General features: G+C 72.3%; 20 protein-coding genes and 2 tRNA genes. 15 read left to right on the top strand and 7 right to left on the bottom strand.

Features of this window, described 5'->3' with window-relative positions; all coding sequences use genetic code 11:
- Positions 1–73 precede the first annotated feature (73 nt).
- The 3 genes from ACIRRS_RS35295 to argF all read left to right on the top strand — a co-directional run bounded on the left by ACIRRS_RS35295 (position 74) and on the right by argF (position 5,414).
- Entirely contained in the window at positions 74–1,633 is a 1,560-nt protein-coding gene (locus ACIRRS_RS35295; RefSeq protein ID WP_402980090.1) for a 3' terminal RNA ribose 2'-O-methyltransferase Hen1, read from the top strand.
- Complete coding sequence (locus ACIRRS_RS35290; protein WP_402980087.1) at positions 1,630–4,254, top strand: polynucleotide kinase-phosphatase; 2,625 nt, start codon at positions 1,630–1,632, stop codon at positions 4,252–4,254. The genes ACIRRS_RS35295 and ACIRRS_RS35290 overlap by 4 nt, the downstream gene beginning before the upstream one ends.
- Before the next feature lie 158 nt (positions 4,255–4,412).
- Entirely contained in the window at positions 4,413–5,414 is a 1,002-nt protein-coding gene (gene argF, locus ACIRRS_RS35285; RefSeq protein WP_402980084.1) for an ornithine carbamoyltransferase, read from the top strand.
- A gap of 12 nt (positions 5,415–5,426) precedes the next feature.
- On the opposite strand, the gene ACIRRS_RS35280 is transcribed toward argF, so the two are convergent.
- The 3 genes from ACIRRS_RS35280 to ACIRRS_RS35270 form a co-directional block, all read right to left on the bottom strand.
- Complete coding sequence (locus tag ACIRRS_RS35280; protein WP_402980081.1) at positions 5,427–5,960, bottom strand: superoxide dismutase family protein; 534 nt, start codon at positions 5,958–5,960, stop codon at positions 5,427–5,429.
- Between the two features lie 99 nt (positions 5,961–6,059).
- Positions 6,060–7,013, bottom strand: coding sequence for a hypothetical protein (locus ACIRRS_RS35275; RefSeq protein ID WP_402980078.1), 954 nt, complete (start codon positions 7,011–7,013; stop codon positions 6,060–6,062).
- 44 nt (positions 7,014–7,057) lie between these two features.
- A complete protein-coding gene (locus ACIRRS_RS35270; RefSeq protein ID WP_402980075.1) occupies positions 7,058–7,579 on the bottom strand; it encodes a SigE family RNA polymerase sigma factor in 522 nt (173 codons plus the stop codon).
- A gap of 279 nt (positions 7,580–7,858) precedes the next feature.
- Between ACIRRS_RS35270 and acnA the strand changes: the two genes are divergently transcribed.
- Both acnA and ACIRRS_RS35260 read left to right on the top strand, forming a co-directional pair.
- Positions 7,859–10,519 (top strand): aconitate hydratase AcnA, encoded by a 2,661-nt coding sequence (gene acnA, locus ACIRRS_RS35265; RefSeq protein ID WP_402980072.1) that lies wholly within the window; start codon positions 7,859–7,861, stop codon positions 10,517–10,519.
- Between the two features lie 214 nt (positions 10,520–10,733).
- Positions 10,734–12,104, top strand: coding sequence for a glycoside hydrolase family 18 protein (locus tag ACIRRS_RS35260; protein ID WP_402980069.1), 1,371 nt, complete (start codon positions 10,734–10,736; stop codon positions 12,102–12,104).
- An 83-nt stretch (positions 12,105–12,187) separates the two neighbouring features.
- Here ACIRRS_RS35260 and pepN read toward each other — a convergent pair whose 3' ends face one another.
- Both pepN and ACIRRS_RS35250 read right to left on the bottom strand, forming a co-directional pair.
- Positions 12,188–14,749: an aminopeptidase N gene (pepN, locus tag ACIRRS_RS35255; RefSeq protein WP_402980066.1), complete on the bottom strand. Its 2,562-nt coding sequence runs from the start codon at positions 14,747–14,749 to the stop codon at positions 12,188–12,190.
- Positions 14,750–14,916: 167 nt separating this feature from the next.
- Complete coding sequence (locus tag ACIRRS_RS35250; protein WP_402980064.1) at positions 14,917–16,341, bottom strand: amino acid permease; 1,425 nt, start codon at positions 16,339–16,341, stop codon at positions 14,917–14,919.
- 265 nt (positions 16,342–16,606) lie between these two features.
- Between ACIRRS_RS35250 and ACIRRS_RS35245 the strand changes: the two genes are divergently transcribed.
- From ACIRRS_RS35245 to ACIRRS_RS35230, 4 genes are all read left to right on the top strand, one after another.
- Positions 16,607–17,206 (top strand): biotin transporter BioY, encoded by a 600-nt coding sequence (locus ACIRRS_RS35245; RefSeq protein WP_402980061.1) that lies wholly within the window; start codon positions 16,607–16,609, stop codon positions 17,204–17,206.
- A gap of 67 nt (positions 17,207–17,273) precedes the next feature.
- On the top strand, positions 17,274–17,759 hold the full coding sequence (locus ACIRRS_RS35240) for a ribose-5-phosphate isomerase (RefSeq protein ID WP_402980059.1): 486 nt from the start codon (positions 17,274–17,276) through the stop codon (positions 17,757–17,759).
- 281 nt (positions 17,760–18,040) lie between these two features.
- The gene (locus tag ACIRRS_RS35235) at positions 18,041–19,258 is read left to right on the top strand and encodes a PP2C family protein-serine/threonine phosphatase (protein WP_402980056.1); all 1,218 of its coding nucleotides are present in this window, start codon (positions 18,041–18,043) and stop codon (positions 19,256–19,258) included.
- A 567-nt stretch (positions 19,259–19,825) separates the two neighbouring features.
- Positions 19,826–20,023, top strand: a complete 198-nt coding sequence (locus ACIRRS_RS35230) for a hypothetical protein (RefSeq protein WP_031075624.1) — start codon at positions 19,826–19,828, stop codon at positions 20,021–20,023.
- Positions 20,024–20,060: 37 nt separating this feature from the next.
- Here ACIRRS_RS35230 and ACIRRS_RS35225 read toward each other — a convergent pair whose 3' ends face one another.
- The gene (locus ACIRRS_RS35225; protein WP_402980053.1) at positions 20,061–20,846 is read right to left on the bottom strand and encodes a DUF6348 family protein; all 786 of its coding nucleotides are present in this window, start codon (positions 20,844–20,846) and stop codon (positions 20,061–20,063) included.
- Between the two features lie 192 nt (positions 20,847–21,038).
- Between ACIRRS_RS35225 and ACIRRS_RS35220 the strand changes: the two genes are divergently transcribed.
- Positions 21,039–21,575 (top strand): hypothetical protein, encoded by a 537-nt coding sequence (locus ACIRRS_RS35220; protein WP_402980050.1) that lies wholly within the window; start codon positions 21,039–21,041, stop codon positions 21,573–21,575.
- Between the two features lie 56 nt (positions 21,576–21,631).
- Here ACIRRS_RS35220 and ACIRRS_RS35215 read toward each other — a convergent pair.
- Positions 21,632–21,702: transfer RNA gene (locus ACIRRS_RS35215), tRNA-Gly, on the bottom strand.
- Between the two features lie 158 nt (positions 21,703–21,860).
- Between ACIRRS_RS35215 and ACIRRS_RS35210 the strand changes: the two genes are divergently transcribed.
- The 5 genes from ACIRRS_RS35210 to clpX all read left to right on the top strand — a co-directional run bounded on the left by ACIRRS_RS35210 (position 21,861) and on the right by clpX (position 26,798).
- Positions 21,861–21,934: transfer RNA gene (locus ACIRRS_RS35210), tRNA-Pro, on the top strand.
- Positions 21,935–22,245: 311 nt separating this feature from the next.
- Positions 22,246–23,652, top strand: a complete 1,407-nt coding sequence (gene tig / locus ACIRRS_RS35205; protein WP_402980047.1) for a trigger factor — start codon at positions 22,246–22,248, stop codon at positions 23,650–23,652.
- Positions 23,653–23,920: 268 nt separating this feature from the next.
- Positions 23,921–24,538 carry an ATP-dependent Clp protease proteolytic subunit gene (locus ACIRRS_RS35200; protein ID WP_045696927.1) on the top strand — a complete coding sequence of 206 codons (618 nt, stop codon included), beginning with the start codon at positions 23,921–23,923 and terminating at the stop codon, positions 24,536–24,538.
- A 56-nt stretch (positions 24,539–24,594) separates the two neighbouring features.
- On the top strand, positions 24,595–25,257 hold the full coding sequence (locus tag ACIRRS_RS35195; RefSeq protein ID WP_402980044.1) for an ATP-dependent Clp protease proteolytic subunit: 663 nt from the start codon (positions 24,595–24,597) through the stop codon (positions 25,255–25,257).
- A 251-nt stretch (positions 25,258–25,508) separates the two neighbouring features.
- Positions 25,509–26,798, top strand: coding sequence for an ATP-dependent Clp protease ATP-binding subunit ClpX (clpX, locus tag ACIRRS_RS35190; RefSeq protein ID WP_030058268.1), 1,290 nt, complete (start codon positions 25,509–25,511; stop codon positions 26,796–26,798).
- Positions 26,799–26,949: the final 151 nt, after the last annotated feature.

Raw genomic sequence — 26,949 nt, 5'->3', positions numbered from 1 at the left:
CCCGCAGGTCCCGACCCGGTGCTGCCCGAAAACCCGGTGCCCGGACGCCTTCCCGTCGGCGATACTCGCTCGGGTGTTCATGTCGATTTCCACCACCGGCAGCACCGAGAGCCCCGCGACCGATCTCGGATTCCTGCTGCACAAGCACCCGGGCAAGGTCCAGCGGTTCGCCACGTCGCACGGCGAGGCGCACGTCTTCTACCCCGAGGCCGGGGACGAGCTGTGCACGGCGGCGCTCCTGCTGGAGGTCGACCCGATCGCGCTCGTCCGCAAGGGCCGCGGCAAGGGCCGTGGCGGCTCCCCGGACTTCGCGCTCGCCCAGTACGTCAACGACCGCCCGTACGCCGCCTCCTCGCTGCTCGCGGTGGCGCTGCGCACGGTGTTCCGCTCGGCGATGAAGGGCGACTGCCAGCTGCGCCCCGAACTGCCCGGCCAGGCAAGGCCGTTGCGCATCTCGCTGCCCGCCGTGCCGGCCAACGGCGTGGGCGACGGCGGCGGACCGGCCCTGGTGGCCCGGCTGTTCGAGCCGCTGGGCTGGCGGGTCGGGGCGACACCCGTCCCCCTGGACGAGCGGTTCCCGCAGTGGGGCGAGTCCCGCTACGTCCGCCTGGAGCTGTCCTCGGACGCGGCGAGGCTGTCGGACGCCCTCCAGCAGCTGTACGTCCTGCTGCCGGTGCTGGACGGCGCCAAGCACTACTGGGTCGCCCCCGACGAGGTCGACAAGCTGCTCGCCGCCGGCGAGGGCTGGCTGGCCGACCACCCGGAGCGCGCCCTGATCACCCGCCGCTACCTGTCCCGGCGCTGGTCGCTGACCAGGCTCGCGATGGAGCGCCTGGAGCTCGCCCGCCTCGCGGAGGCCGACGACCGCGAGGTCGAGGAGATCGACAACGCCGTCGACGACCGGCCCGAGGAAGAGGCCCAGGAACAGCCCCGGGATCAGCCCCGGGATCAGTCCCAGCAGGAACCGCAGGAACCGCAGGAACCGCAGGCCCCCAGGCCGCCCTCCCTCGCCGAGCAGCGCCGCGAGGCGATCCTCGCCGCCCTCCACGAGAGCGGCGCCGCCCGCGTCGCCGACCTCGGCTGCGGCCAGGGCGAGTTGATCGGCGCGATGCTCAAGGACGCCCGCTTCACCGAGATCCTCGGCGTGGACGTCTCCGTGCGCGCCCTCCAGGCCGCCAACCGCAAGCTGCGCCTGGAGCGCCTGCCCGAGCGCAAGGCGGCCCGGGTGACGCTGGCCCAGGGCGCGCTGACGTACACCGACGCCCGCCTCAAGGGCTACGACGCGGCCGTGCTGTGCGAGGTGATCGAGCACCTCGACCTGCCGCGCCTGCCCGCCCTGGAGTACGCCGTGTTCGGCGCCGCCCGGCCGAGGGCCGTCGTGGTGACGACCCCGAACGCCGAGTACAACGTCCGCTGGGAGACCCTGCCCGCCGGCGCCGTCCGGCACGCGGACCACCGCTTCGAGTGGTCCCGCGCCGAGTTCCGCGCCTGGGCGGAGAAGGTCGCCGACGCGTACGGCTACGCCGTCGAGCTGCGCCCGGTCGGCCCCTTGGACGAGGAGGTCGGCGCCCCGACCCAGCTCGCCCTCTTCCGCACCCGGACCGCGACGCCCGAAGGAGGCGGCCCCCGATGACCGACACACCTGACGCACCCGACGCACCCGACGAAACCACCACCGAGGCCCCGGCCACCCGCCTCCTCCCCGTCACCGACGTCTCCCTCGTCGTCCTGATCGGCACCAGCGGCGCGGGCAAGTCCACCTTCGCCCGCCGCCACTTCCTCCCCACCCAGGTCCTCTCCTCGGACTTCTGCCGGGGCCTGGTCTCCGACGACGAGAACGACCAGTCCGCCTCCGCCGAGGCCTTCGACGTCCTGCACTACATCGTCGGCAAGCGCCTCGCCGCCGGCCGCCTGACCGTCGTCGACGCCACCAGCGTCCAGCCCGAGGCCCGCAGGCAGCTCGTCGCCATCGCCCGCGAGCACGACGTGCTGCCGATCGCGATCGTCCTGGACGTCCCCCCGGGCGTGTGCGCCGAGCGCAACCGCTCCCGCCCGGACCGCCAGCTGCCCGCCCACGTGATCCCCCGCCAGAACCGCGAACTGCGCCGCTCCCTGCGCGGCCTGGAGCGCGAGGGCTTCCGCAAGGTGCACATCCTGCGCGGCGAGGCCGAGGTCGCGGCCGCCGGGATCGAGCTCGAGAAGCGCTACAACGACCTGCGTCACCTCACCGGCCCGTTCGACATCGTCGGCGACATCCACGGCTGCCGCTCCGAGCTGGAGACCCTGCTCACCCGCCTCGGCTACACCCTCACCCGGGACGCGGACGGCCGCCCGGTCGACGCGGCCCACCCCCAGGGCCGCACCGCCGTCTTCGTCGGCGACCTGGTCGACCGCGGCCCCGACACCCCGGGCGTGCTGCGCCTGGTGATGGGCATGGTCGCGGCCGGCCACGCGCTCTGCGTGCCCGGCAACCACGAGAACAAGCTCGGCCGCGCGATGGACGGCAAGAAGGTCACCGTCTCCCACGGCCTTCAGGAGTCCCTGGACCAGCTGGCCGGCGAGAGCGAGGAGTTCAGGGCCGAGGTCCGCGCCTTCATGCGCGGCCTGGTCAGCCACTACCTGCTGGACGGCGGCGCCCTGGTCGTCTGCCACGCCGGCCTGCCCGAGCGCTACCACGGCCGCACCTCGGGCCGGGTCCGCTCCCACGCCCTGTACGGGGAGACCACCGGCGAGACGGACGAGTACGGCCTGCCGGAACGCTACCCGTGGGCGGAGGAGTACCGGGGCCGCGCCCTGGTCGTCTACGGCCACACCCCGGTGCCGACGGCGAGCTTCGTCAACAACACTATCTGCCTGGACACCGGCTGCGTCTTCGGCGGCAGCATGACGGCGCTGCGCTACCCGGAGCGCGAACTGGTGAGCGTCGAGGCCGAGCAGGAGTGGTACGCCCCGGTGCGCCCGCTGGTCACGGACGCGCCGGGCGCCCGCGAGGGCCGTCCGCTGGACCTCGCCGACGTGTCCGGCCGCCGGACCGTGGAGACGGCCCTGCACGGCCGGGTCGCCGTCCGGGAGGAGAACGCCGCCGCCGCACTGGAGGTGATGAGCCGCTTCGCGCTGGACCCGAGGCTGCTCGCCTACCTGCCCGCGACGATGGCGCCCAGCGCCACCTCCCGCCGCGAGGGGTACCTGGAGCACCCGGAGGAGGCCTTCGCCGGGTACCGCGCGGACGGCGTGCGCCACGTGCTCTGCGAGGAGAAGCACATGGGCTCGCGCGCCGTGCTGCTCGTCTCCCGCGAGGACGCGGCGCTGGAGCGGCGCTTCGGCACCGCCGGGCCGGGCGCGATCTGGACGCGTACCGGCCGGGCCTTCCTGGCCGACGCGGAGCTGACCTCGGCCGTCCTCGGAAGGGTCCGCACGGCGGCCGAAAAGGCGGGCCTGTTCGAGGAGTTGGGCACCGACTGGCTGCTGCTGGACGCCGAGCTGATGCCCTGGTCGCTCAAGGCCGTGGAGCTGCTGCGCCGCCAGTACGCGGCGGTGGGAGCCGCCGCCGGCGCCGCCCTGCCCGAGGCCCTGGAGGCCCTGGAGCGGGCCGCCGCGCGCGGCCTCGACGTCGACGACCTGGCCGGCCGCCAGCGCCGCCGCGCCGACGGCGCCCAGGCCTTCACCGAGGCGTACCGGCGCTACTGCTGGCCGACGGAGGGCCTGTCCGGCATCCGGCTGGCGCCGTTCCAGGTGCTCGCCGCCGAGGGCGTCAACCTCGCCGTGCGCCCGCACGACGAGCACCTCGCCTGGATCGACCGCCTGGTCGACGCGGACGGCCCGGCGGGGGAGAAGCTGCTGCACCGCACCGCCCGGCTGCTGGTCGACACCGAGGACGAGTCCTCGGTGGCCGCCGGCGTCGCCTGGTGGGAGGAGATGACCGGGGCGGGCGGCGAGGGCATGGTCGTCAAGCCGCTGGCCTCGCTCGTGCGGACGCGGCGCGGCGAGGGCCGCCCCGGCGGACTGGTGCAGCCGGGCGTGAAGGTGCGCGGGCGCGAGTACCTGCGGATCATCTACGGCCCCGACTACACCGGCCACCTGGACCGGCTGCGTCAGCGCACGCTCGGCCACAAGCGCTCGCTGGCGCTGCGCGAGTACGCGCTGGGCCTGGAGGCGCTGGACCGGCTGGCGGCGGGCGAGCCGCTGTGGCGGGTCCACGAGCCGGTGTTCGCGGTGCTGGCGCTGGAGTCGGAGCCGGTCGACCCGAGGCTCTGACCCGCCGGGCGCGGTGTTCGAGGGGGAGTCCCACCAGGGGCTTCCCCTCCTCCACCCCCCGTTCTGCATAGAAATTCGACCTCTCGTATACACTTGCCTGCTCCCGCACCGTCAACCGCGTCCGCGTCATCAGACCCCGTCACCCCCAGGAGCCCGGCATGGCCTTCAACCTCCGGAACAGGCACTTCCTCAAGGAGCTCGACTTCACGCCCCAGGAGTTCCGCTTCCTGGTGGACCTCGCCGCCTCGCTGAAGGCGGCCAAGTACGCGGGCACCGAGCAGCCCCGGCTGCGCGGGAAGAACATCGCGCTGATCTTCGAGAAGACCTCCACCCGGACCCGCTGCGCCTTCGAGGTCGCCGCCCACGACCAGGGCGCCACCACCACCTACCTGGACCCGTCGGGCTCCCAGATGGGCCACAAGGAGTCCGTCAAGGACACCGCCCGGGTGCTGGGCCGGATGTTCGACGGCATCGAGTACCGGGGCCACGGCCAGGAGGTGGTCGAGGAGCTGGCCGAGTACGCCGGCGTCCCCGTCTGGAACGGCCTCACCGACGAGTGGCACCCCACCCAGATGCTGGCCGACGTGCTGACGGTCACCGAGCACACCGCCAAGCCGCTGGGCGAGGTCGCCCTCGCCTACCTGGGCGACGCCCGCTCCAACATGGGCAACTCGCTGCTGGTCACCGGCGCGCTGCTGGGCATGGACATCCGGATCGTCGCCCCGCGCGCCGTCTGGCCGGCCGAGGACGTGCAGAAGGCGGCGCGGGCCCTGGCCGAGCGCAGCGGCGCCCGGATCACCCTCACCGAGGACGTGGCCGAGGGCGTGGCCGGCGCCGACTTCCTCTACACCGACGTCTGGGTCTCCATGGGCGAGCCCAAGGAGGTCTGGGCCGAGCGGATCGCCCTGCTCAAGCCGTACCAGGTGTCCATGGACACCGTCCGGGCCACCGGCAACCCGGACGTGAAGTTCCTGCACTGCCTGCCGGCCTTCCACGACCTGGGCACGGCGGTCGGCCGGCAGATGCACGAGGCGACGGGCATGACCGAGCTGGAGTGCACCGACGAGCTGTTCGAGTCGGAGCACTCCATCGTCTTCGACCAGGCCGAGAACCGCCTGCACACCATCAAGGCCGTCCTGGTCGCCACCCTCGGCTCCTGAGGGCCAGAGGGCCTAGTCGCCCAGCTTCACGCAGGCCACCCGGTCGCCCGCCCCGTGCGGGCCGGCCGGGTCGCCGGCGTGGAGCACCAGCGAGCGCGCCCCGCCCGCCCGCGGCTGCCAGTCCACCGCCGTGGAGGCGGTGCCCTCCCCGTCGGCGTCGGTGCGCAGCACCAGCCGCAGCTCGTTGCGCTCGTTGGCGTACGCCGGGTCGGCGGAGGGCTGCACCGGGTCCACGACGTCCTGGTAGTGCGGCCCCGAGGAGGCCGGGTCGGCCCCGCAGGTGCCGGTGTGCAGGTGCACCGGGAACGCGTGGTCGGCGGCCAGCCCGCTGACCGTCAGGGTGAGCGTGGTGCGCCCGGGCACCGAGCGGTCGGTGACGACCCGGGCGTGCGAGCCGTAGGGGACCAGGTCCTGCGCGTAGCTGATCGCGGCGGGCGGGACGAAGGCGCTCGCCGGGTCGAAGTCGGCCTCGACGACGGAGACGGGCGAGGCGGCGGGCGCGAGCAGCGCCAGCGGCAGCAGGGCGGCGGCGTACGGAACGGGCATCGGGCGGGCCTTCCACGGGCGGCGGTGTTCGTGCGTCCCCCTGCTAACGCCCCCGGGCCGCCGAGGACACCGCCGCCGTGGACGCCGCCGCCGCTCGCCTCACCTGGGGGTGGCGGGGGGCGAGGTCGGGCCGCTGTGCGGGCTGTCGTCGTGGAAGGGCCTGATCGTCCGGCCCGCCCGCTCCGCCTCGTCGACGCCGATGAACGCCCGGAGGTCGGGGGAGAGCGCGGCGGCCTTCAGCTGGTCGAGGCCGAGCGGCAGCCCCTCCCGGACCACCTGGGGCTTGGCGTGGCCGTCGACCTCCGCCAGGTTGGAGGCGGTGACGGACACCTCGGTGCGGTCCGGGCGCAGGACGCGGGCCTCGCGCTGGAGGCTCTCCCCCTCCGCCCGTTCGAGGAGCAGCAGCCGGCTCCCGTCGGGGAGGGTGCCGTCCCAGCAGTAGCGGTACCGGCCGTCCTTGTTGACGGTCGCGCAGCCGTGGCGCTCCTCGGGGCCGGGGGCGCCCGGGAGGGTCCCGGGGTTGGCCTGGAGGACGACCTGGACGAGGGCCGGGCCGGCGCCGTCGTCGTACAGCATGCCGCCGCTGGCGAAGACCTCGTCGGGCAGGCTGGCGTTGGACGAGTGGGTCCGGGCGTGGTGGCCGGCGTAGTCGGAGGTCCGGGCCCCGGGGGGCAGGGCCTTGACGAGGGCGGCCAGCGCGGCGTGGCCGGTGAGCGTGACCTTGCCGGTGTTCTCGTTGTCGCCGGGGTACAGCCCTTCGGCGTAGTCGTCGGCGTGGTGGCGCGGCTGCGGGAACCCTCCGGCGGAGGCCTGGGCGGCGGCCGTGACGGATGCGCCGCCCGTACCGTCCGTGCGCAGCGCGACGGTGCCGCCGACGGCGAGGGCGGCCGCGGCGGTCACGGCTGCGGCCGCGACCAGCCTGCGCCGTCGGCGCAGGGAGCGGCCTTGCCGTGCGCCGGCGGTGATCAGGGGGGCGAGGTCGGTGCCGACGCCGGCCATGGTCCGCTCGAAGGCGGTGGACAGCCTGCTGCCGTCCGTGTCCTGGTCGTTCACGGTCGAGGTCCTTTCGAGCACGAGGTGGTCGGAGCACGAGGTGGTCAGGAGAGGACGAGCTTCTCGGCGTCCGGCCCGAGGACGGCGCGCAGCCGGTTGAGGGCGCGCAGCGCCTGGGCGCGCACCGCGCCCTCGCTGAGGCCGAGTTCGACGGCGGTCTCGGCGACGCTGCGGTCCTCCCAGTAGCGCAGGACGAGCACCGCCCGGTCGCGCGGCGGCAGTTCGGCGAGCGCGGCGAGCAGGGTGATCCGCAGGGCGGGGTCGTCGCCGGGGGTGACGCCCTCGGGGAGGTCGCCGATGGAGGGGCGTTCGCCGGTGCGGCGCAGCCGGCGGTGGGAGAGGTAGGTCCGCACGAGGGTGCCGCGGGCGTAGGCGTCCTGGTTCTCGGCCCGGTGGACCTTGGGCCAGGAGGCGTAGAGCTTGGCGAGGGTGGTCTGGGTGAGGTCCTCGGCCAGGTGCCAGTCGCCGCAGAGCAGCAGGGCGGTGCGGAAGAGCCGCTGCCCCCGGTTGTGCGCGAATTCCTCGAACTCCGCGGCCTCCTCGGCCCGTCGCGTCGTCCCGATCACGCTTCCCCCTCGCCCCCTGTGCGGGGGCGTCCGTCGCCCCTGTGCCCGACTGGACGCGCGAGCCCGGGAACTGCGTTACGGGGGAGGGGCTGCGATGGTGGAGGAGGCGGTATGCACTATGGTTTATCTCGACATCGAGATAACTGGCCCGTAGCATATATCTCGACATCAAGATACTTGCCGAGAGGCGCTCACCGGCGATGCGGGTGAGGCAAGCCTAAGTAAGGCTGACCTTACCATCGCGTGACGGCCGGACGCCGCACGAAGCACGAAGCACCCATGAAGGAGTCAGTCGTGTCCGCGAACAGCTTCGACGCCCGCAGCTCGCTGCAGGTGGGCGACGAGTCGTACGAGATCTTCAAGCTCTCCGCCGTCGAGGGTTCCGAGCGGCTGCCCTACAGCCTCAAGGTGCTGCTGGAGAACCTCCTCCGCACGGAGGACGGCGCGAACATCACCGCCGACCACATCCGCGCCCTCGGCAACTGGGACGAGAACGCCCAGCCGAGCCAGGAGATCCAGTTCACGCCCGCGCGCGTGATCATGCAGGACTTCACCGGCGTGCCCTGCGTGGTGGACCTCGCCACCATGCGCGAGGCCGTCAAGGAGCTGGGCGGCGACCCGGCCAAGATCAACCCGCTGGCCCCGGCCGAGCTGGTCATCGACCACTCGGTCATCGCCGACAAGTTCGGCACCAAGGACGCGTTCACCCAGAACGTCGAGATCGAGTACGGCCGCAACAAGGAGCGCTACCAGTTCCTGCGCTGGGGCCAGACCGCCTTCGACGAGTTCAAGGTCGTCCCCCCGGGCACCGGCATCGTCCACCAGGTGAACATCGAGCACCTGGCCCGCACCGTCATGGTCCGCGGCGGCCAGGCCTACCCGGACACCTGCGTCGGCACCGACTCGCACACCACCATGGTCAACGGCCTGGGCGTGCTGGGCTGGGGCGTCGGCGGCATCGAGGCCGAGGCGGCCATGCTCGGCCAGCCGGTCTCCATGCTGATCCCGCGCGTCGTCGGCTTCAAGCTGACCGGCGAGCTGCCGGCCGGCACCACCGCCACCGACCTGGTGCTCACCATCACCGAGATGCTGCGCAAGCACGGTGTGGTCGGCAAGTTCGTCGAGTTCTACGGCGACGGCATCGGCGCCATCCCGCTGGCCAACCGCGCCACCATCGGCAACATGTCGCCGGAGTTCGGCTCGACCTGTGCGATCTTCCCGATCGACGCCGAGACCATCAACTACCTGAAGCTCACCGGCCGCGACGCGCAGCAGCTCGCCCTGGTCGAGGCCTACGCCAAGGAGCAGGGCCTCTGGCACAACCCGGCCCACGAGCCGGTGTACTCGGAGTACCTGGAGCTGGACGTCTCCACCGTCGTCCCGTCGATCTCCGGCCCGAAGCGCCCGCAGGACCGCGTGATCCTGGCCGAGGCCGCGAGCCGCTTCGCCGAGGCGCTGCCGACCTACTCCGCCGAGGCCTCGAAGCCGACCGCCGTCACCGCCCCCGACGGCTCGACCTACGAGATCGACAACGGCGCGGTCGTGATCGCCTCGATCACCTCCTGCACCAACACCTCCAACCCCTCCGTCATGCTGGGCGCCGCCCTGCTGGCGAAGAAGGCCGTGGAGAAGGGCCTGACGGTCAAGCCCTGGGTCAAGACCACCCTGGCGCCCGGCTCCAAGGTCGTCATGGACTACTACGAGAAGGCCGGCCTGCTCCCGTACATGGAGAAGCTGGGCTTCAACCTGGTCGGCTACGGCTGCGTCACCTGCATCGGCAACTCGGGCCCGCTGCCCGAGGAGGTCTCGGCCGCCGTCAACGAGGCCGACCTGGCCGTCGTCTCGGTGCTCTCCGGCAACCGCAACTTCGAGGGCCGGATCAACCCCGACGTCAAGATGAACTACCTGGCCTCCCCGCCGCTGGTGGTCGCCTACGCCCTCGCCGGCAACATGAACGTCGACATCACCCGGGACGCCCTGGGCAAGGACGCCGACGGCAACGACGTCTTCCTCGCCGACATCTGGCCGTCCGAGCAGGAGGTCGCCGACACCGTCGCCGCCTCCATCGACGAGGCCATGTTCGACAAGGGCTACCAGGACGTCTTCGCCGGCGACTACCGCTGGCAGTCGCTCCCGGTCCCGACCGGCAACACCTTCGAGTGGGACGCCGAGTCCACCTACGTCCGCAAGCCCCCGTACTTCGAGGGCATGGCCAAGACCCCGAGCCCGGTGAGCGACATCGCCGGCGCCCGCGTCCTGGCCAAGCTGGGCGACTCGGTCACCACCGACCACATCTCCCCGGCCGGCAACATCAAGCCCGGCACCCCGGCGGCGCAGTACCTGACCGCCAACGGCGTGGAGAAGCGCGACTTCAACAGCTACGGCTCGCGCCGTGGCAACCACGAGGTCATGATCCGCGGCACCTTCGCCAACATCCGCCTGCGCAACCAGATCGCGCCGGGCACCGAGGGCGGCTACACCCGCGACTTCACCCAGGCCGACGCGCCGGTGTCGTTCATCTACGACGCCTCGCAGAACTACCAGGCCGCCGGCGTCCCGCTGGTCGTCCTGGCCGGCAAGGAGTACGGCTCCGGCTCGTCCCGCGACTGGGCCGCCAAGGGCACCGCGCTCCTGGGCGTCAAGGCCGTCATCGCCGAGTCGTACGAGCGCATCCACCGCTCGAACCTGATCGGCATGGGCGTCCTGCCGCTGCAGTTCCCCGAGGGCGAGAACGCCGAGTCCCTGGGCCTGACCGGCGAGGAGACCTTCTCCTTCACCGGCGTGACCGAGCTCAACGAGGGCCGCACCCCGAAGACCGTCAAGGTCAAGGCTGGTGACAAGGAGTTCGACGCGGTCGTGCGCATCGACACCCCCGGTGAGGCGGACTACTACCGCAACGGCGGCATCCTGCAGTACGTGCTGCGCTCGCTCATCGGCTGATCGGGCACAGCGGCTGAGCACCGGCTGAGTTCAGCAACTCCTGAAAAGGGGGCCGGACCCGCGCTTTCGCGGGTCCGGCCCCCTTTTGCATACTGCGCCGACCGCACCCGCCCCCTTGTGCGATGAACGGCGGATGGACTAAACCTCTGTGCAATCTGGTCCAGACCATTGATCAGACCATGAAGTTGACGACGCCTCAGAGAACGGGTCCGGTATGCCCAATCGCGCCTCAGCCCTGCTCGCCGCCGTAACCGTCGCCGCGGTCATCGCGGCCCCCGCCACCGCGAACGCGGCGGACGGCGGCCACGGACACGGCCCCAAGCTGAAGGGCCAGCGGGTCGGCTACTTCACCCAGTGGGGCGCCGACAGCTCCGCCAAGCGCGTCCAGGAGTCCGGTCAGGCCTCCCGGCTGACCGTCATCAACTACGCCTTCGGCAACGTCTCCGCGGACGGCACCTGCTTCGAGAGCAACGAGTCCGGCCAGGGCGACGCCCTCGACGACTACCAGCGCCCCTTCTCCGCCGCCGACTCCGTGGACGGCGTCGCCGACAAGCCCGGCCAGAAGCTCAAGGGCCACTTCAACCAGCTGCGCAAGCTCAAGGCGAAGAACCCGCAGCTGCGCACCGTCATCTCGCTCGGCGGCTGGAGCTGGTCCAAGTACTTCTCCGACGCGGCCGCCACCGAGGCCTCCCGGCAGAAGTTCGTCTCCTCCTGCATCGACCTGTACATCAAGGGCAACGTGCCCGTCCTGCCCGGCTCCCCGGAGGGCGGTGCCGGCGCCGCCGCGGGCGTCTTCGACGGCATCGACATCGACTGGGAGTACCCGGGCGGCGGCGGTGACGGGGGCAACGTGGTGCGCCCCGAGGACGGCCGCAACTTCACCCTCCTGATGCGGGAGTTCCGCCGCCAGCTCGACGCGCTGGGCGGCGGCGGCCACCACAAGGCCGGCGACGAGGACAACCAGGGCGACGGCGACGCGCAGGGCAAGCGCGGGAAGCACTATCTGCTCACCGCCGCCGTCGCCGCCAACGAGACCGTCGCCGACCGGCTCGAACTGCCGCAGCTGAGCGAGTCCGTGGACTGGCTCAACCTCATGACCTACGACCTGCACGGCCCCTGGGAGGCCAAGGGTCCGGCCAACCACCAGGCCAACCTGTACTCCGACCCGACCGACCCGGAGCCGCGCCAGCGCTCCGCCGACAAGGCCGCCGAGCACTACCAGGAGCGCGGCCTGCCCGGCGAGCAGCTCGTCCTCGGCGCCCCGCTCTACGGCCACGGCTGGACGGGCGTCGCCCCCGGCACCCGCGGCGGCCTCTACCAGAAGTCCACCGCCGCCGCCCCCGACCTCTCCTACCGCGAGGTCAACGCCCTGCCCGGCAAGGTCTACTACGACCGCGACCACGGCGCGTCCTGGAAGTACGACGGCACCACCTTCTACAGCTACGACACCGCCGACGTCCTCACCCAGAAGGCCCGCTACGTGCGCTGGAACGACCTCGGCGGCGTGATGGTCTGGTCGCTGGACGGCGACGACGCGCGCGGCAGCGCGATCGCCGCCATCGACCGCGGCCTGCGCCGCGACTGACCGCACGCGCGGAACGCGGAACATGAGAGGGGCCCCTCCGTACGACGCGTACGGCGGGGCCCCTCGGTGCGGGCGGGAGGTCGTCAGCCCCGGTCGCAGTCCTGCGCCCGCAGCGCCCGGGCCAGGTCGTCCCGGCGCTCCAGCACCAGGCGGCGCAGCGCCGGGGCCGCCTGCGGGTGCGCGTCCAGCCAGGCGTCGGCCTCGGCGAGGGTCGGCGCGTCGGCCTGGGCGAGGGGGAAGAACCCGCCGACGAAGCGCATCGCGATCTCGATGGTCCGCTCGGACCAGATCCGCTCCAGCAGCTTGAAGTACGGCGCCGCGTACAGCGCGGTGAGGTCCCGGTGGGAGGGCAGCGCGAAGCCCGCGATGTTGGCCTCGACCAGGGCGTTGGGCAGCTCGTCCGAGTCCACCACGGCCGACCAGGCGGCGGCCTTGGCCTCCGGGGTCGGCCGGGCGGCCAGGCACAGGGTGTACTGGCGCTTGCCGCCGGCGGTGTTGTCGGCGGCGAGCTCGGCGGCCAGCTCCTCGTCCCCGGCCTGCCCGGCGGCGGCCAGGGCCAGCCACAGGGCCCAGCGCAGCTCCTGGTCGACGTCCAGGCCGTCGATGCGGGCGCTGCCGGTGAGCAGGCCGCGCACCAGGCCGAGGTGCTCGGCGCCGCCGGCGGTCTGGGCGAGGAAGCGGGCCCAGGCCAGCTGGTGGTCGCTGCCGGGGACGGCGGCGCGCAGCTCGCGCAGGGCGCCGTCGGCGAGCAGCCGGGCGCCCTCGCCGCGCCACTCGGGGTCGGCGTACAGGTCGACGGCGGTCTTGGCCTGGGTGTGCAGGGACTGCAGCACGCCGATGTTGCCCTCCTGGCCGGCGAAGCGCAGCACCAGGGCGACGTAGTCGCGGGCGGGCATCAGGGCGTCGCGGGTGAGGTTCCAGACGGCGGACCAGGCCAGTGCGCGGGCGAGGTCGTCGCCGATGTCGCCGAGGCCGGTGCGCAGCGCCTCCAGGGACTCCTCGTCGAAGCGGATCTTGCAGTAGGTCAGGTCCTCGTCGTTGAGCAGCACGAGCGCGGGGCGGGCCCGGCCGGCGGCCTCGGGGACGACGGTGCGGGCGCCGGTGACGTCGACCTCCAGGCGGCCGGTGCGCACCAGGGCGCCGTCCTCGTCCCGGTCGTAGAGGCCGATGGCGATGCGGTGCGGGCGCAGGATGTCGCCGTCCTGGAGGACGGCGAGCTCGGTGATCCGGCCCCCGGCGTCGGTGGTGACCTGCGGGGTGAGCGCGTTGACGCCGGAGGTCTGCAGCCAGGCGGCGGCCCAGGACTTGAGGTCGCGTCCGCTGGTCTCCTCCAGCGCGCCGAGCAGGTCGGCGAGTTCGGTGTTGCCGAAGGCGTGGCGCTGGAAGTAGCGGCGGGAGCCCTCGAAGAAGGCCTGCGAACCGACGTACGCGACGAGCTGCTTGAGGACGGCGGCGCCCTTGGCGTAGGTGATGCCGTCGAAGTTGAGCTTGGCGTCCTCGAGGTCGCGGATGTCGGCCGTGATCGGGTGCGTGGTGGGGAGCTGGTCCTGCCGGTAGGCCCAGGCCTTGCGCTGGTTGGCGAAGGTGACCCAGGCGGAGGAGTAGCGGGTGCGGGCGCCGATCAGGCCGTAGGAGCCCATGAAGTCGGCGAAGGACTCCTTGAGCCACAGGTCGTCCCACCAGCGGGGGGTGACGAGGTCGCCGAACCACATGTGCGCCATCTCGTGGAGGATGACGTTGGCGCGGTTCTCGTAGGCGGCGTCGGTGACCTTGGAGCGGAAGACGAAGTCCTCCTTGAAGGTGACGCAGCCGGGGTTCTCCATGGCGCCGATGTTGTACTCGGGGACGAACGCCTGGTCGTACTTGCCGAACGGGTACGGGTAGCCGAACTCCTCGTGGAAGAAGTCGAGTCCGAGCTTGGTGACGCCGAGGATCTCGTCGGCGTCGAAGTACGGGGCGAGGGACTTGCGGCACATCGCGGAGAGCGGGATCTCCAGCACGGTGCCGTCGGGCAGCTCGCGGCTGTACTCGTCCTGGACGAGGTGGTACGGGCCGGCGACGACGGCGGTGAGGTAGGTGGAGATCCGCTTGGTGGGCGCGAACTCCCAGGTGCGGGAGCCCTCTTCGGGCAGGACGCTCACGTGCTCGGCGTTGGACCACACGTTCCAGTCGGCCGGGGCGGTCACGGTGAAGGTGAACGGGGCCTTGAGGTCGGGCTGTTCGAAGTTCGCGAACACCCGGCGGGCGTCGGCCGGCTCGTAGTGGGTGTAGAGGTACGTCTCGCCGTCGACGGGGTCGACGAAGCGGTGCAGGCCCTCGCCGGTGCGGCTGTAGGCGCAGTCGGCCTCGACGGTGAGGACGTTCTCGGCGGCGAGGCCGTCCACGTGCACCCGGGCGCCGTCGTAGGCGGCGGCGTCGAGGGCGCGGCCGTTGAGGGTGACGGAGCGGACGGCGGTGGCGAGCAGGTCGAGGAAGGTGCTCGCGCCGGGCTCGGAGCAGCGGAAGGCGACGGTGGTGGTGGAGCGGAAGGTCGCGGCCGCCGGATCGGGGGCGGAGGTGACGTCGAGGCGGACCTCGTAGCCGTCCACGGCCAGGACGGCGGCCCGCTGCTGGGCTTCCTCACGGCTCAGGTTCTTGCCCGGCACGGCGGTACTCCTTTGTCCGGCTCGCACGGTGGTGCGGGGGTGGGTGGTGCGGTCCCGCGCGCGGTGTCAGTGGTGTGCTCCGTGCGCGCAGGGGCATCCTTTCACGGCGGTGCCGGACGGGAAGGGCCCCCGGAACGGGGTTCCGGGGGCCCTTGAGCGAGGCGGGGTCAGCGTGCGGCGGCGGCTGCAGCGGCCCGGTCGCGGCGCTGCTTGAGGACGCCGGCGCCGCTCAGCAGGGCGACGAGCACGGCGGCCGCGTACAGCTGCTGCCGGTTGCCCTCGGTGGTGGTCATCAGCGCGAGGATGCCGACGACGGCGGCCGTGGCGATCCAGGTGAGGTACGGGAATCCCCACATCCGGACGGTGAGCAGCTCGGGGCTCTCGCGCTCCAGGCGGCGGCGCATCTTCAGCTGGACGAGGCAGATGAACAGCCAGACGACGAGGATGGCGACGCCGGTGGTGTTCATCAGCCAGGTGAAGACGGTGTCCGGCCAGAACTTGGCGGCCAGGACGGCGAGGAAGCCGAACAGGCAGGAGGCCAGCACGGCCCGGCGCGGCACCCCGCCGGAGGCCTTGGCGAGCGCCCGGGGGCCCTGGCCGCGGCCGACGAGCGAGTACGCCATGCGCGAGGCGCCGTAGATGTTGGCGTTCATCGCGGACAGCAGGGCGATGAGCACCACGGCCTGCATGATCGTCCCGGCCCCGGCCACCCCGAGGTGGCGCAGCACGGTGACGTACGGCCCGTCGGCGGCGACGGCCGGGTCCTTCCAGGAGACGAGGGTGACGACCAGGGCCATCGAGCCGATGTAGAAGATCGCGATGCGCCACACGGCGGTGCGCACGGCGTTGGCGACGTTGCGCCTGGGGTCGTCGGACTCGGCGGCGGCGATGGTGACGGTCTCGAGGCCGCCGTAGGCGAAGACGGAGGCGAGCAGGCCGACGATCAGTCCGCTGACGCCGCCCGGCAGGAAGCCGCCGTGGCCGGTGAGGTTGGCGGTGCCGGGGGAGCCGGGGCCGATGACCCCGGCGATGCCGAGGGCGCCGAGGACGAGGAAGGCGATGATCGCGGTGACCTTGATCGTGGCGAACCAGAACTCGAACTCGCCGAAGTTCTTCACGGCGGTGAGGTTGCTGACGCAGAAGAAGACCATGAACAGGGCGACCCACACCCAGGAGGAGACCCCGGGTATCCAGCCGTTGACGATCTTCCCGGCGGCGGTGGCCTCGGCGGCGACACCGCAGCAGAGCATCACCCAGTACATCCAGCCGGCGGTGATCCCGGCCCAGGGGCCGATCTCCTTCTCGGCGTGCACCGAGAAGGAGCCGGAGGCGGGCCGGGCGGCGGACATCTCGCCGAGCATCCGCATGATCAGCATGACCAGCAGGCCGGAGAGGGCGAAGGCCAGGATGATGGCGGGGCCGGCGGCCGCGATGCCCGCGCCGGAGCCGACGAACAGGCCGGCGCCGATCACTCCTCCCAGGGCGATCATCGACAGGTGGCGCTGCTTGAGCCCGTGGCCCAGCTGCGGGGCGCCCTGGGCCGCGTCGGCGTCGGTGGTCCCGGGAGCCGGGGGTGCGGTGGTGGGGGCCATAGGCGTGGAACGTCCAGACTGTGCGGAATGCGACATGAGCTGTCCAATATCCGGTGGCATCCCTGTTCATGCCAAGAATCTCGCATCCGGGTCCGTCATGCGGACCGAACAGTGACGGAAGGTGGCAATTCGGGCGCCGATCGTCACCTCGGGCCGGACTCGACAACAGCCGGGCTCGCGTGTTTGTCCGAATCCGTGCCGGTGGGCCGGTGGATCACCGCGTAGGTTCACAGGTGTTCACCCAGACCGTCCCGGAGGAAGTCCGATGGCCACAGCCGCCACCCCGACGCCGCACCGCGCCGTCCTCGCCGACCTGCTGCCCGCCGCCACCACCCGCCTCGGCGCCCAGGCCCGCGACCTGGCCCTGGTGGCCGGCGGCGCCGCGCTGACCGGCCTCGCCGCCCAGCTGTCGGTGAACGTGCCCGGCTCGCCGGTGCCGGTCACCGGCCAGACCTTCGCGGCCCTGCTGGTCGGCACCGCGCTCGGCGCCCGGCGCGGCGTCGCCTCGCTGGCCCTCTACCTGCTGGCCGGCATGGCGGGCCTGCCCTGGTTCGCCGAGGGCACCTCGGGCTGGGCCATGCCCTCCTTCGGCTACGTGCTCGGCTTCGTCCTCGCCGCCGCCCTCACCGGCGCGCTGGCCCGCCGGGGCGCCGACCGCACCCCGGTGAACACGGCCGTCACGATGGTCCTCGGCAGCCTGGCGATCTACGCGGTCGGCGTCCCCTACCTGGCCCTGTCGCTGCACGTCTCCCTGGCCCGCGCCGCCGAGCTCGGCCTCTACCCCTACCTGGTCGGCGACGCCCTCAAGGCCGCCTTCGCCGCCGGCGCCCTCCCGCTCGCCTGGAAGCTGCTCGGCCGGCGCTGACGAGCCCCTGGGCGCCAACGAGAGGGCCTTGGCCGGGCCCGGCGGACGCGCGTGCCACACTCGTGCCATGCGCGTCTACCTGGGCTCCGACCATGCCGGATACGAACTGAAGAACCACCTCGTGGAGTGGCTCAAGGAGGCCGGCCACGAGCCGGTCGACTGCGGGCCGCACATCTACGACGCCGAGGACGACTACCCGCCGTTCTGCCTGCGCGCCGCCGAGCGCACCGCCGCTGACCCGGAGGCGCTGGGCGTCGTGATCGGCGGCTCCGGCAACGGCGAGGCGATCGCCGCCAACAAGGTCAAGGGCGTCCGCGCGGCGCTGGCCTGGAGCACGCAGACCGCCGAGCTCGGCCGCCAGCACAACAACGCCAACGTGATCTCCGTCGGCGGCCGGATGCACACCGTCGAGGAGGCCACGAAGTTCGTCGAGGTCTTCCTCAACACCCCCTACAGCGGCGAGGCCCGGCACACCCGCCGGATCGAGATGCTGAGCGAGTACGAGACCACCGGCGAGCTCCCGCCGATCCCGGCCCACCACCCGCAGGGCTGATCCCTCCCGGACCCCCGACCGACCCCGGCCGGCCGCACCCCGTGCGGCCGGCCGTCGCCGTCCCTGTGGCATCGGCCACAGAGCCCGGCGCGCGCACACCCCCGCACGCCGGGCGCGCACGCGCCCCGCGAGCCCCGTACGCCCAACCGGCGCACGCTTCCTGACGGGGCGCCCGCCACCGCGCCGAACGGCCGAAACCCGCTGAGCTCCCCGCGCCCGCCCGCCGGCGCCCGCCCCCGGCCCGTCGACGCGGAGCCGGACCGTGGATAGGGTCGGACCCCATGGCTGGCAGACCGCCGGGCGCACCGCCCCAGACGACTGCGACGAGGCCCGGCGCCGCCGAGTCCGTGACGGCCCGGTTGCGCCGGACGCTGCGCCGGGCCCGCCGAAGGCTGCGCACGGCCGGGGTCGACTACTTCCGCGGCGGAGCCGCCGACTGGCCCGTCCTGTGCGCGCTCGCCCTGCTCGTCCCCCTGCTGATCCTGCTCAACGTCTGGCTCCCGGACTGGGCGCCGCCCACGGCCCTCGTCCTGCCCATCCTGGCCGGCGCCCTGCTGCTGCGCCCCGGCAGCCTGGTGGTCCTGTACGCGCTGGCCGCGCTCGGCCTCTCCGCCGAGTCCGTGTTCCACACCGGCCAGCGCGTGGCCAGCGAGAACCCCGAGGCGTACGTCTACGGGGTCACCCCCGGCGCGGCCCTGGTGGTCGGCGCCGCCGGGGTCGGCGGCCTGCTGCTGGCCCAGTTCCGCGCCCGCGTCGGCGTGCCCTGGTGGGGTGGCTCCACCATGCTCTTCGACCTGCGCGAACGGCTGCGGGTGCAGAGCCGGGTGCCCGACCTGCCCGACGGCTGGCACGCGGACATGGCGCTGCGCCCGGCCGGCGGCCAGTCCTTCTCCGGGGACTTCGTCGTCGCCGCCCGCACCGGCCCCGGCCGGCGGCTGCTGGAGGTCGTCCTCGCGGACGTCTCCGGCAAGGGCATGGACGCGGGCTCGCGGGCGCTGCTGCTCTCCGGCGCCTTCGGCGGCCTGGTCGGCTCGCTGCCCGCCCACGACTTCCTGCCCGCCGCCAACGGCTACCTGCTGCGCCAGTCCTGGGAGGAGGGCTTCGCCACCGCCGTCCACCTGGTGCTGGACCTCGACACCGGCGAGTACGAGCTGCTCTCGGCCGGCCACCTGCCGGGCATGCAGCGCCTGGCCGGCGAGGGGCGCTGGGAGGTCAAGGAGGCCGAGGGCCCGCTGCTGGGCATCTACGACGGCGCCAAGTTCGAGGGCGTGCGCGGCCGGCTGGGCCGCGGCGACGTCCTGCTGCTCTGCACGGACGGCATGGTCGAGGCCCCCGGCCGGGACCTCACCGAGGGCATGGACCGGCTGATGGGGGAGGCCGACCGGCTCGTCCCCGGCGGCGGCCGGGGCTCCGGCGCGGGCGCCGCCGCCGCGCTGATCGAGACGGTCGCCCGGGACATCAACGACGACCGCGCCGTCCTCCTGCTGTGGCGCGACTGAACCCGCCCCGAGCCGAAGGGGCGCGCCGGTGTCGAAAGGGAGAAGCGAGGGAGCGACGGAGGAGCGAGGGAGCGCCGACCGTCGGCACCGGGTCAAGAGCGCCCCGGAGGCGAGCGGGCGAGTAACTGTCAAGCCCCGTAGCTGATCTTCGGCCAAATCGGACGGCCCGTCGGCGGACCGGACCAGCGGCTTCCGTTCCCCGCCTCCGGCCGCTCCGGGGCCGCTCAGCCCGGCCCCGCCGACGATTCGTCAGAACGGCTCGGCTATCGTCCCGGTCGGCGGAAACTCGTCTCGCATCGCAGGATGTCGGCGTTGGGCTGACTGTCAGACCTTTACGCAATCGGCACGGTCGACCACACTGAGTCCGGGCGGGACTGTTCAGGATTCGGGGGATGGGGGGTGACACGTGCGACAGGGCAGCAGACGGTCGACCGTGGCCTTCCGCACCGGCGGTGCGCCGGACGGTCCGCGATTCCGCCTCGGGACCGTCGGACAGGCCGGGGTCCGGCATTCGCAGGTGTCGCCGGGCGGTGGCACCACGCTATGAAATCGAGGAAGTGAGTCCGGGTGGCACTCTCCGTCTCCGCGCTGGTCCTGTTCGCGATCCTGTGCATCATCTTCATCCGCAACAAGCAGATGAAGATCGCGCACGGCATCGTCGCCGCCCTGTTCGGCTTCATGCTGCACGAGACCACGGTCGCGGGCTCGATCACGTCACTGCTGCAGAACCTGTCGCACAGTATCTCCAACATCACCGGCGGCTGACCCGGTCGGGCCGCCCGGACCCCAGGGGGACGGGGGACTACCGGCCGGCCCGTCTGGCATCCCGCCAGCGCGCGAACAGGCCCCGGGGGCGTACCGCCGGGGCCGTCACGACCGCCGCCGACCGTACGGCCGCCGGCGCCGCGACCGGCTGAGCCCGTGCCTGCTCGGCCGTCAGCAGCACGAACAGCCGCGCCCAGCACAGCCGTTCACCGCGCGGCCAGTCCAGCGCGCGCAGCGCCGCCGACGCCGCCTCCGAGACCTCTCCGCCCACCCGGACCTCGGCCACGTCGTCGCCCGCCTTCCCGCCCAGGAAGAGCTTGACCCCCACCGGCCCGGGCCCGGAGACCTCCGTGCGCAGCGCGGGCGCCAGTGCCGGCAGCACCCGGTTCTCGGCGAGCCAGGCCGCCAGGTGCTCGTTGCCGAACCCGAACACCGCCGCCGGCCCCTGCACCGCGTGCCAGCCCGGGAGTTCGGGGACGTCCGGGTGGTCCGCGTGCACCCCGCGCCCGTCCGCGAGCTCGACCAGCACCGAGGCGGTGGTGGTCGCCCACATCCTCACGGCGTTCGCGAGCTTCTCCTCCTCGGTCTTGCCAAGGCCGGCCGCGCAGTCCCAGACCACCGGCGCGTCCGCCCGTCCCAGGTGCAGCACGAAGCCGAGGTCGACGTGCCCGGCGCCGTCGTCGCCCGGGTGCTCGCGCACCGCCACCGCCGTGGTGCCCGGGCCGCGCACCACCTCGCCGTCCACCGCGAACTCCTGGCCCAGGCGTGCCATCTCCCGCACCACGCAGCGCTGTATGACGGCCAGTCGCTCCTCCGGACGCACCGGGACTCCTCCACCTAGGGAGCGCGGCGGGTCCAGGCCCGTTCGAACCGCACTCGAACGTCGCCGAGGCTATCGGCCGGACGCCCCGCCGGGAAAGCGCGCGGGCGCCACCGCCCTCCGGTCGCGGAAATGTCCACTGTGCCCCAGTTTGGGGAGCGGACCCCGCACGACGGCCGCCCCGGAGAACCCGACATGCCCCGCACCGCCCCGACGCCCCCCGTACTCCTCGTCCACCCGGACGGCACCGGCCTGGTCGCCGAGATCGAGGCGTACCTGGCCTCGCTGCCCGCCCCCGCCCGCGCCCCGGCGCCGTACGTCTGCCCCTACGGCAGCACCCCGCAGCCCTGGTGGGCCGGCCACCCGCAGCCCCGCGCCACCCTGCTCGACCGCGCCCTGCGCCGCCCGCCCCGCCCGGTGCCCGTCACCGCCGCCGACCACCTGCGGCTCGCCTCCCGCTACCTCCTGGTCCACGGCTGGCTGCAGGGCGCCATGTGGGACGAGCGCGGCCGGGTCTGCCTCCTGGGCGCCCAGGCCGCCGTCCTCGCCCACGGCTACGGCACCCCGGCCGTGGTGCGCACCGGCCGGGCGCAGCTGATGGAGGTCCTGCACGCCACCGGCCGCCGGGCGGACTCCCCGGACGCCTACAACGACCACCCCGCCACCCGGCAGGCCGACGTCCACCAGCTGCTGGAGCGCACGGCCGCCCGGGCCGCCTGGCTGGGCCTCTGAGCGGGGCGGGAAACGCGAACGGCCCCGGTGCCAGAAGCACCGGGGCCGTCGAACGGAGCGGGCGACGAGAATCGAACTCGCGTGACTAGTTTGGAAGACTAGGGCTCTACCATTGAGCTACGCCCGCGCGATCCGCCGGGCACCAGCGCCCGGAAGGTCGTGGGACAGCGTACCCGGTCCCACCGCTCTCGCGCACACCGCTTTTCGCTCGGTGGTCTCCGCCGACCGCCCCGGACAAGTCCACGAGCCTTTCCAGCACGGCGTGTACGCTTCCTCTCGGCACCACGGGGTGTGGCGCAGTTTGGTAGCGCGTCCGCTTTGGGAGCGGAAGGCCGTCGGTTCGAATCCGGCCACCCCGACAGTGCGGCAGGGTCTCGTCCGGAAGGGGCGGGGCCCTGTTCTGTGTACGCGCCTGTGAACGGCGGTACGGTGGCGCCTGGCGTCCGCCTTTCGTGGTACCGGTAGGATGGGGCGCTGGCGGTAGTCCCTGTGGCGTCCACCCAGGTCAACCGCACGAGGGCGAGGAGTCAAGCTCACCGTCCACCCCCACGGGAGATGCAGCTCCAACCGCCCATCGCCCGTCTCGTCCGACCCATCCGTACCGGCTCCGGCCGGGCGGCGAGGGGCGGGCGTAGACAACCTGACCGCAAGCCCATAGGAGACCTTTACCGTGAAGAGCGCCGTCGAGACTCTGAACCCGACCCGGGTTCGACTCACCGTCGAGGTGCCCTTCGAGGAGCTCAAGCCCAGCCTCGACGCGGCGTACAAGAAGATCAACCAGCAGGTCTCGGTCCCGGGTTTCCGCAAGGGCAAGATCCCGAACCGTGTCATCGACCAGCGTTTCGGCCGTGGCGCCGTGCTGGAGGAGGCCGTCAACGACGCCCTGCCGCGCTTCTACACGCAGGCCGTCGACGAGGGCAAGATCGAGGTCCTCGGACAGCCCGACATCACCAACATCGAGGGTGTCGAGAAGCTCGCCGACGGTGGTGACCTCAAGTTCACCGCCGAGGTCGACGTCCGTCCGGAGGTCACCCTGCCGGAGTTCTCCGGCATCGAGGTGACCGTCGACCCGATCGTCGTCGCCGACGAGGACATCGACAAGTCGCTCGAGCAGCTGCGCGAGCGCTTCTCGTCCGTCAAGGACGTCGAGCGCGCCGCCGCCGAGGGCGACGTCGTGGTCGTCGACCTCGAGGCCAAGGTCGACGGCGAGGTGCCGGACGACGGCACCGCCACCGGCGTGAGCTACGAGATCGGCTCGGGCCGTCTGATCGACGGCATCGACGAGGCCGTCGTCGGCCTGTCGGCCGGCGAGTCGAAGACCTTCGAGACCGAGCTCAAGGGCGGCACCCAGGCGGGCAAGACCTCCGAGGTCACCGTCACCGTCACGGCCGTCCAGGAGAAGGAGCTGCCGGAGCTGGACGACGAGTTCGCCCAGCTGGCCAGCGAGTTCGACACGCTGGAGGACCTGCGCGCCGACTCCCGCAAGCGCCTGGAGCGCATGAAGGAGTACGACCAGGCCACCCAGGCCCAGGAGAAGGTGCTCGACGCGCTGCTCGCCCTGGTCGAGATCGAGTTCCCGGAGAAGCTGCTCGCGGACGAGATCCAGACCCGCAAGCACAACCTGGAGCACCACCAGCTGGAGCCGATGGGCCTGAACCTCGACACCTACCTGGAGACCCAGGGCAAGTCCCGCGAGGAGTGGGACGCGGAGATCGAGGAGCAGGCGAAGAAGGGCATCAAGACCCAGTTCGTCCTGGACCAGATCGTCGCCGACGAGGAGCTGGGTGTTAACCAGGAGGAGCTCACCGAGCACCTCATCCGCCGCGCCGCCGGCTCGGGCCTCACCCCGGACCAGTTCGCGCAGCAGGTCGTCCAGGGCGGCCAGGTGCCGATGCTGGTCGGCGAGGTCGCCCGCGGCAAGGCGCTCGCCACCGTGGTCGAGGCCGCCAAGGTCGTCGACACCGAGGGCAACGAGATCAACTTCGACGACGAGGACGAGGCGGGCGAGACCGCCGAGGCCGCCGCCGAGGCCCCCGCGGTCGAGGACGCCGCCGCCGAGGAGAAGACCGAGGCCTGAGCGCCCCGGTAGCCCCTGAGGCACACAGCGGGCCCGGACGCCGTACGGTGTCCGGGCCCGCTGTCGTCCCGCCCCGCGGGGGTGGGGACCCTGCGCTCACAGCGAACAGTTCTGCGTGAGGGATTCTGCGGCCCTGCCTGCGCGTTAGGGTCCTTGGACAGCAACAATCACGACGTGATACCCGGAAGCTGCGCGACACCGTGAGGGCCGCGGAGCGGCCCTCCAAATCGACTGAGCAGGTGGCTAAGTGACGTTCCCGCAGATGCAGATGCCTGGCCCGATGGCGCCGCACGCCGCCGCTGGTGACGTGCTCGGCGGCCTTGGCGACCAGGTCTACAACCGGCTGCTGGGCGAGCGGATCATCTTCCTCGGCCAGCAGGTCGACGACGACATCGCCAACAAGATCACCGCCCAGCTGCTCCTGCTGGCCGCTGACCCGGACAAGGACATCTTCCTCTACATCAACTCTCCGGGCGGCTCGATCTCGGCCGGCATGGCGATCTACGACACCATGCAGTACATCAAGAACGACGTCGTGACCATCGCGATGGGCATGGCCGCCTCGATGGGCCAGTTCCTGCTGACGGCGGGCACCCCCGGCAAGCGCTTCTCGCTGCCGAACGCCAACATCCTGATGCACCAGCCCTCCGCGGGCCTCGGCGGCTCCGCGACCGACATCCGCATCCAGGCCGAGCAGCTGCTCCGGACCAAGAAGCGCATGTCCGAGCTGATCGCGCACCACAGCGGCCAGACCTTCGAGCAGATCACCCAGGACTCCGACCGCGACCGCTGGTTCACGCCGGAGGAGGCCAAGGCCTACGGCCTGATCGACGACATCATGCACAGCGCCGCGGACGTCCCCGGCGGCGGCGGCACGGGCGCCTGAGCCTCGGCCCGGCCCACGACACCACCGTCCCAACGCCCCGGAGGACAAGGACCCCCATGAACATCCCCAGCCTGTCGGCCGCCAAGGCGCGCGTCGAGGACATGCGCGCCGAGGGCCGTTACATCGTCCCGCGCTTCGTCGAGCGCACCACGCAGGGCATCCGCGAGTACGACCCGTACGCGAAGCTCTTCGAGGAGCGCATCATCTTCCTCGGCTCGCAGGTCGACGACGTCTCGGCGAACGACATCATGGCGCAGCTGCTGTGCCTGGAGTCGATGGACCCGGACCGCGAGATCCAGATGTACATCAACTCGCCGGGCGGTTCGTTCACGGCCCTGACGGCCATCTACGACACCATGCAGTACGTCAAGCCGGACATCACCACGGTCTGCATGGGCCAGGCGGCCTCCGCCGCCGCCGTGCTGCTCGCCGCCGGCACCCCCGGCAAGCGGATGGCGCTGCCGAACGCCCGTATCCTGATCCACCAGCCGTACACCGAGACCGGTCGCGGTCAGGTGTCGGACCTGGAGATCCAGGCCCGGGAGATCTTCCGGATGCGCGAGCAGCTGGAGGAGATGCTCTCCAAGCACTCCAGCAAGTCGGTGGAGCAGGTGCGCGACGACATCGAGCGCGACAAGATCCTCACCGCCGAGGAGGCCGTGGAGTACGGCCTGATCGACCAGATCATCTCCACCCGCAAGACCTCGCTGACCTCCTGAGGCCAGTACTCGCCGCGGCGGGTCGCGCACCCCGGTGTGCGCGGCCCCGCCGCGGTTCGGACGGACTCCGCCGACGGCATCTGTTCGGTATCAATTCGCCGAGGGCGTAGGGCAGACCCGGCGAAGAGGCCGGAATCCCGGGCTCGGCAGAGTACCTTCGGATAGCGAGACCGATCGCCGTCGGGCGTCGACGGTCCACAGCACCAGGCCCCGGAACCCCTGCGGGGCCCCTGGCGAAGGGGAAGCACCTCGTGGCACGCATCGGAGACGGTGGCGACCTGCTCAAGTGCTCGTTCTGCGGCAAGTCGCAGAAGCAGGTGAAGAAGCTGATCGCCGGCCCAGGCGTGTACATCTGCGACGAGTGCATCGACCTGTGCAACGAGATCATCGAGGAGGAACTCGCCGAGACCTCCGAGGTGCGCTTCGAGGAGCTTCCGAAGCCGCGTGAGATCTACGAGTTCCTGGACCAGTACGTGGTCGGCCAGGACCTCGCCAAGAAGGCGCTGTCGGTGGCGGTCTACAACCACTACAAGCGCGTCCAGGCGGGCGAGGCGGGCCGCAGCGGGGGCAACGGCCGCGAGGACGCCATCGAGCTGGCCAAGTCGAACATCCTGCTGCTGGGCCCCACGGGCTCCGGCAAGACGCTGCTGGCGCAGACCCTGGCCCGGATGCTGAACGTGCCGTTCGCGATCGCGGACGCCACGGCGCTGACGGAGGCCGGCTACGTCGGCGAGGACGTCGAGAACATCCTGCTCAAGCTGATCCAGGCGGCCGACTACGACGTCAAGAAGGCCGAGACCGGGATCATCTACATCGATGAGATCGACAAGGTCGCCCGCAAGAGCGAGAACCCGTCGATCACCCGGGACGTCTCCGGCGAGGGCGTGCAGCAGGCGCTGCTGAAGATCCTGGAGGGCACCACCGCCTCGGTGCCGCCGCAGGGGGGCCGCAAGCACCCCCACCAGGAGTTCATCCAGATCGACACCACCAACGTGCTGTTCATCGTCGGCGGCGCGTTCGCCGGCCTGGAGCGGATCATCGAGGGCCGCGCGGGTGCCAAGGGCATCGGCTTCGGCGCCAACATCCGCTCCAAGCGGGAGTCGGACGCCAGCGACCACTTCCGCCAGGTGATGCCCGAGGACCTGGTGAAGTTCGGCATGATCCCCGAGTTCATCGGCCGTCTGCCGGTGATCACCAGCGTGCACAACCTGGACCGCGAGGCGCTGCTGCAGATCCTCACCGAGCCGCGCAACGCGCTGGTGAAGCAGTACCGCAAGCTGTTCGAACTCGACGGCGTGGAGCTGGAGTTCTCCCGGGACGCGCTGGAGGCGATCGCCGACCAGGCGATCCTGCGCGGCACCGGCGCGCGCGGTCTGCGGGCCATCATGGAGGAGGTGCTGATGTCCGTGATGTACGAGGTCCCCTCGCGCCAGGACGTCGCCCGCGTGGTGGTGACCGGGGACGTCGTCTCCAAGCACGCGATCCCGACCCTCGTCCCGCGCGACATGATCAAGCGGGAGCGCCGGGACAAGAGCGCCTGACGGCCCAGGCCGTGAAGAGACGTGAGGAGGGGGGGGGGCGCCCCCGGGGGGGGGGGGCGCCCCCCCGGGGGGGGCCCCCCCCCGCCGGGGGGGGGCGGCCCCCCCGGGGGGGGGCCCCGGGGGGGGGGGGGGGGGGGGCCGGTGTGTTGGT

The organism is Kitasatospora sp. NPDC101183, from assembly GCF_044767945.1.
GTDB lineage: Bacteria > Actinomycetota > Actinomycetes > Streptomycetales > Streptomycetaceae > Kitasatospora.
Note: the sequence above shows the minus strand (reverse complement) of the source record. Positions and strands in the feature narration are given on the sequence as shown.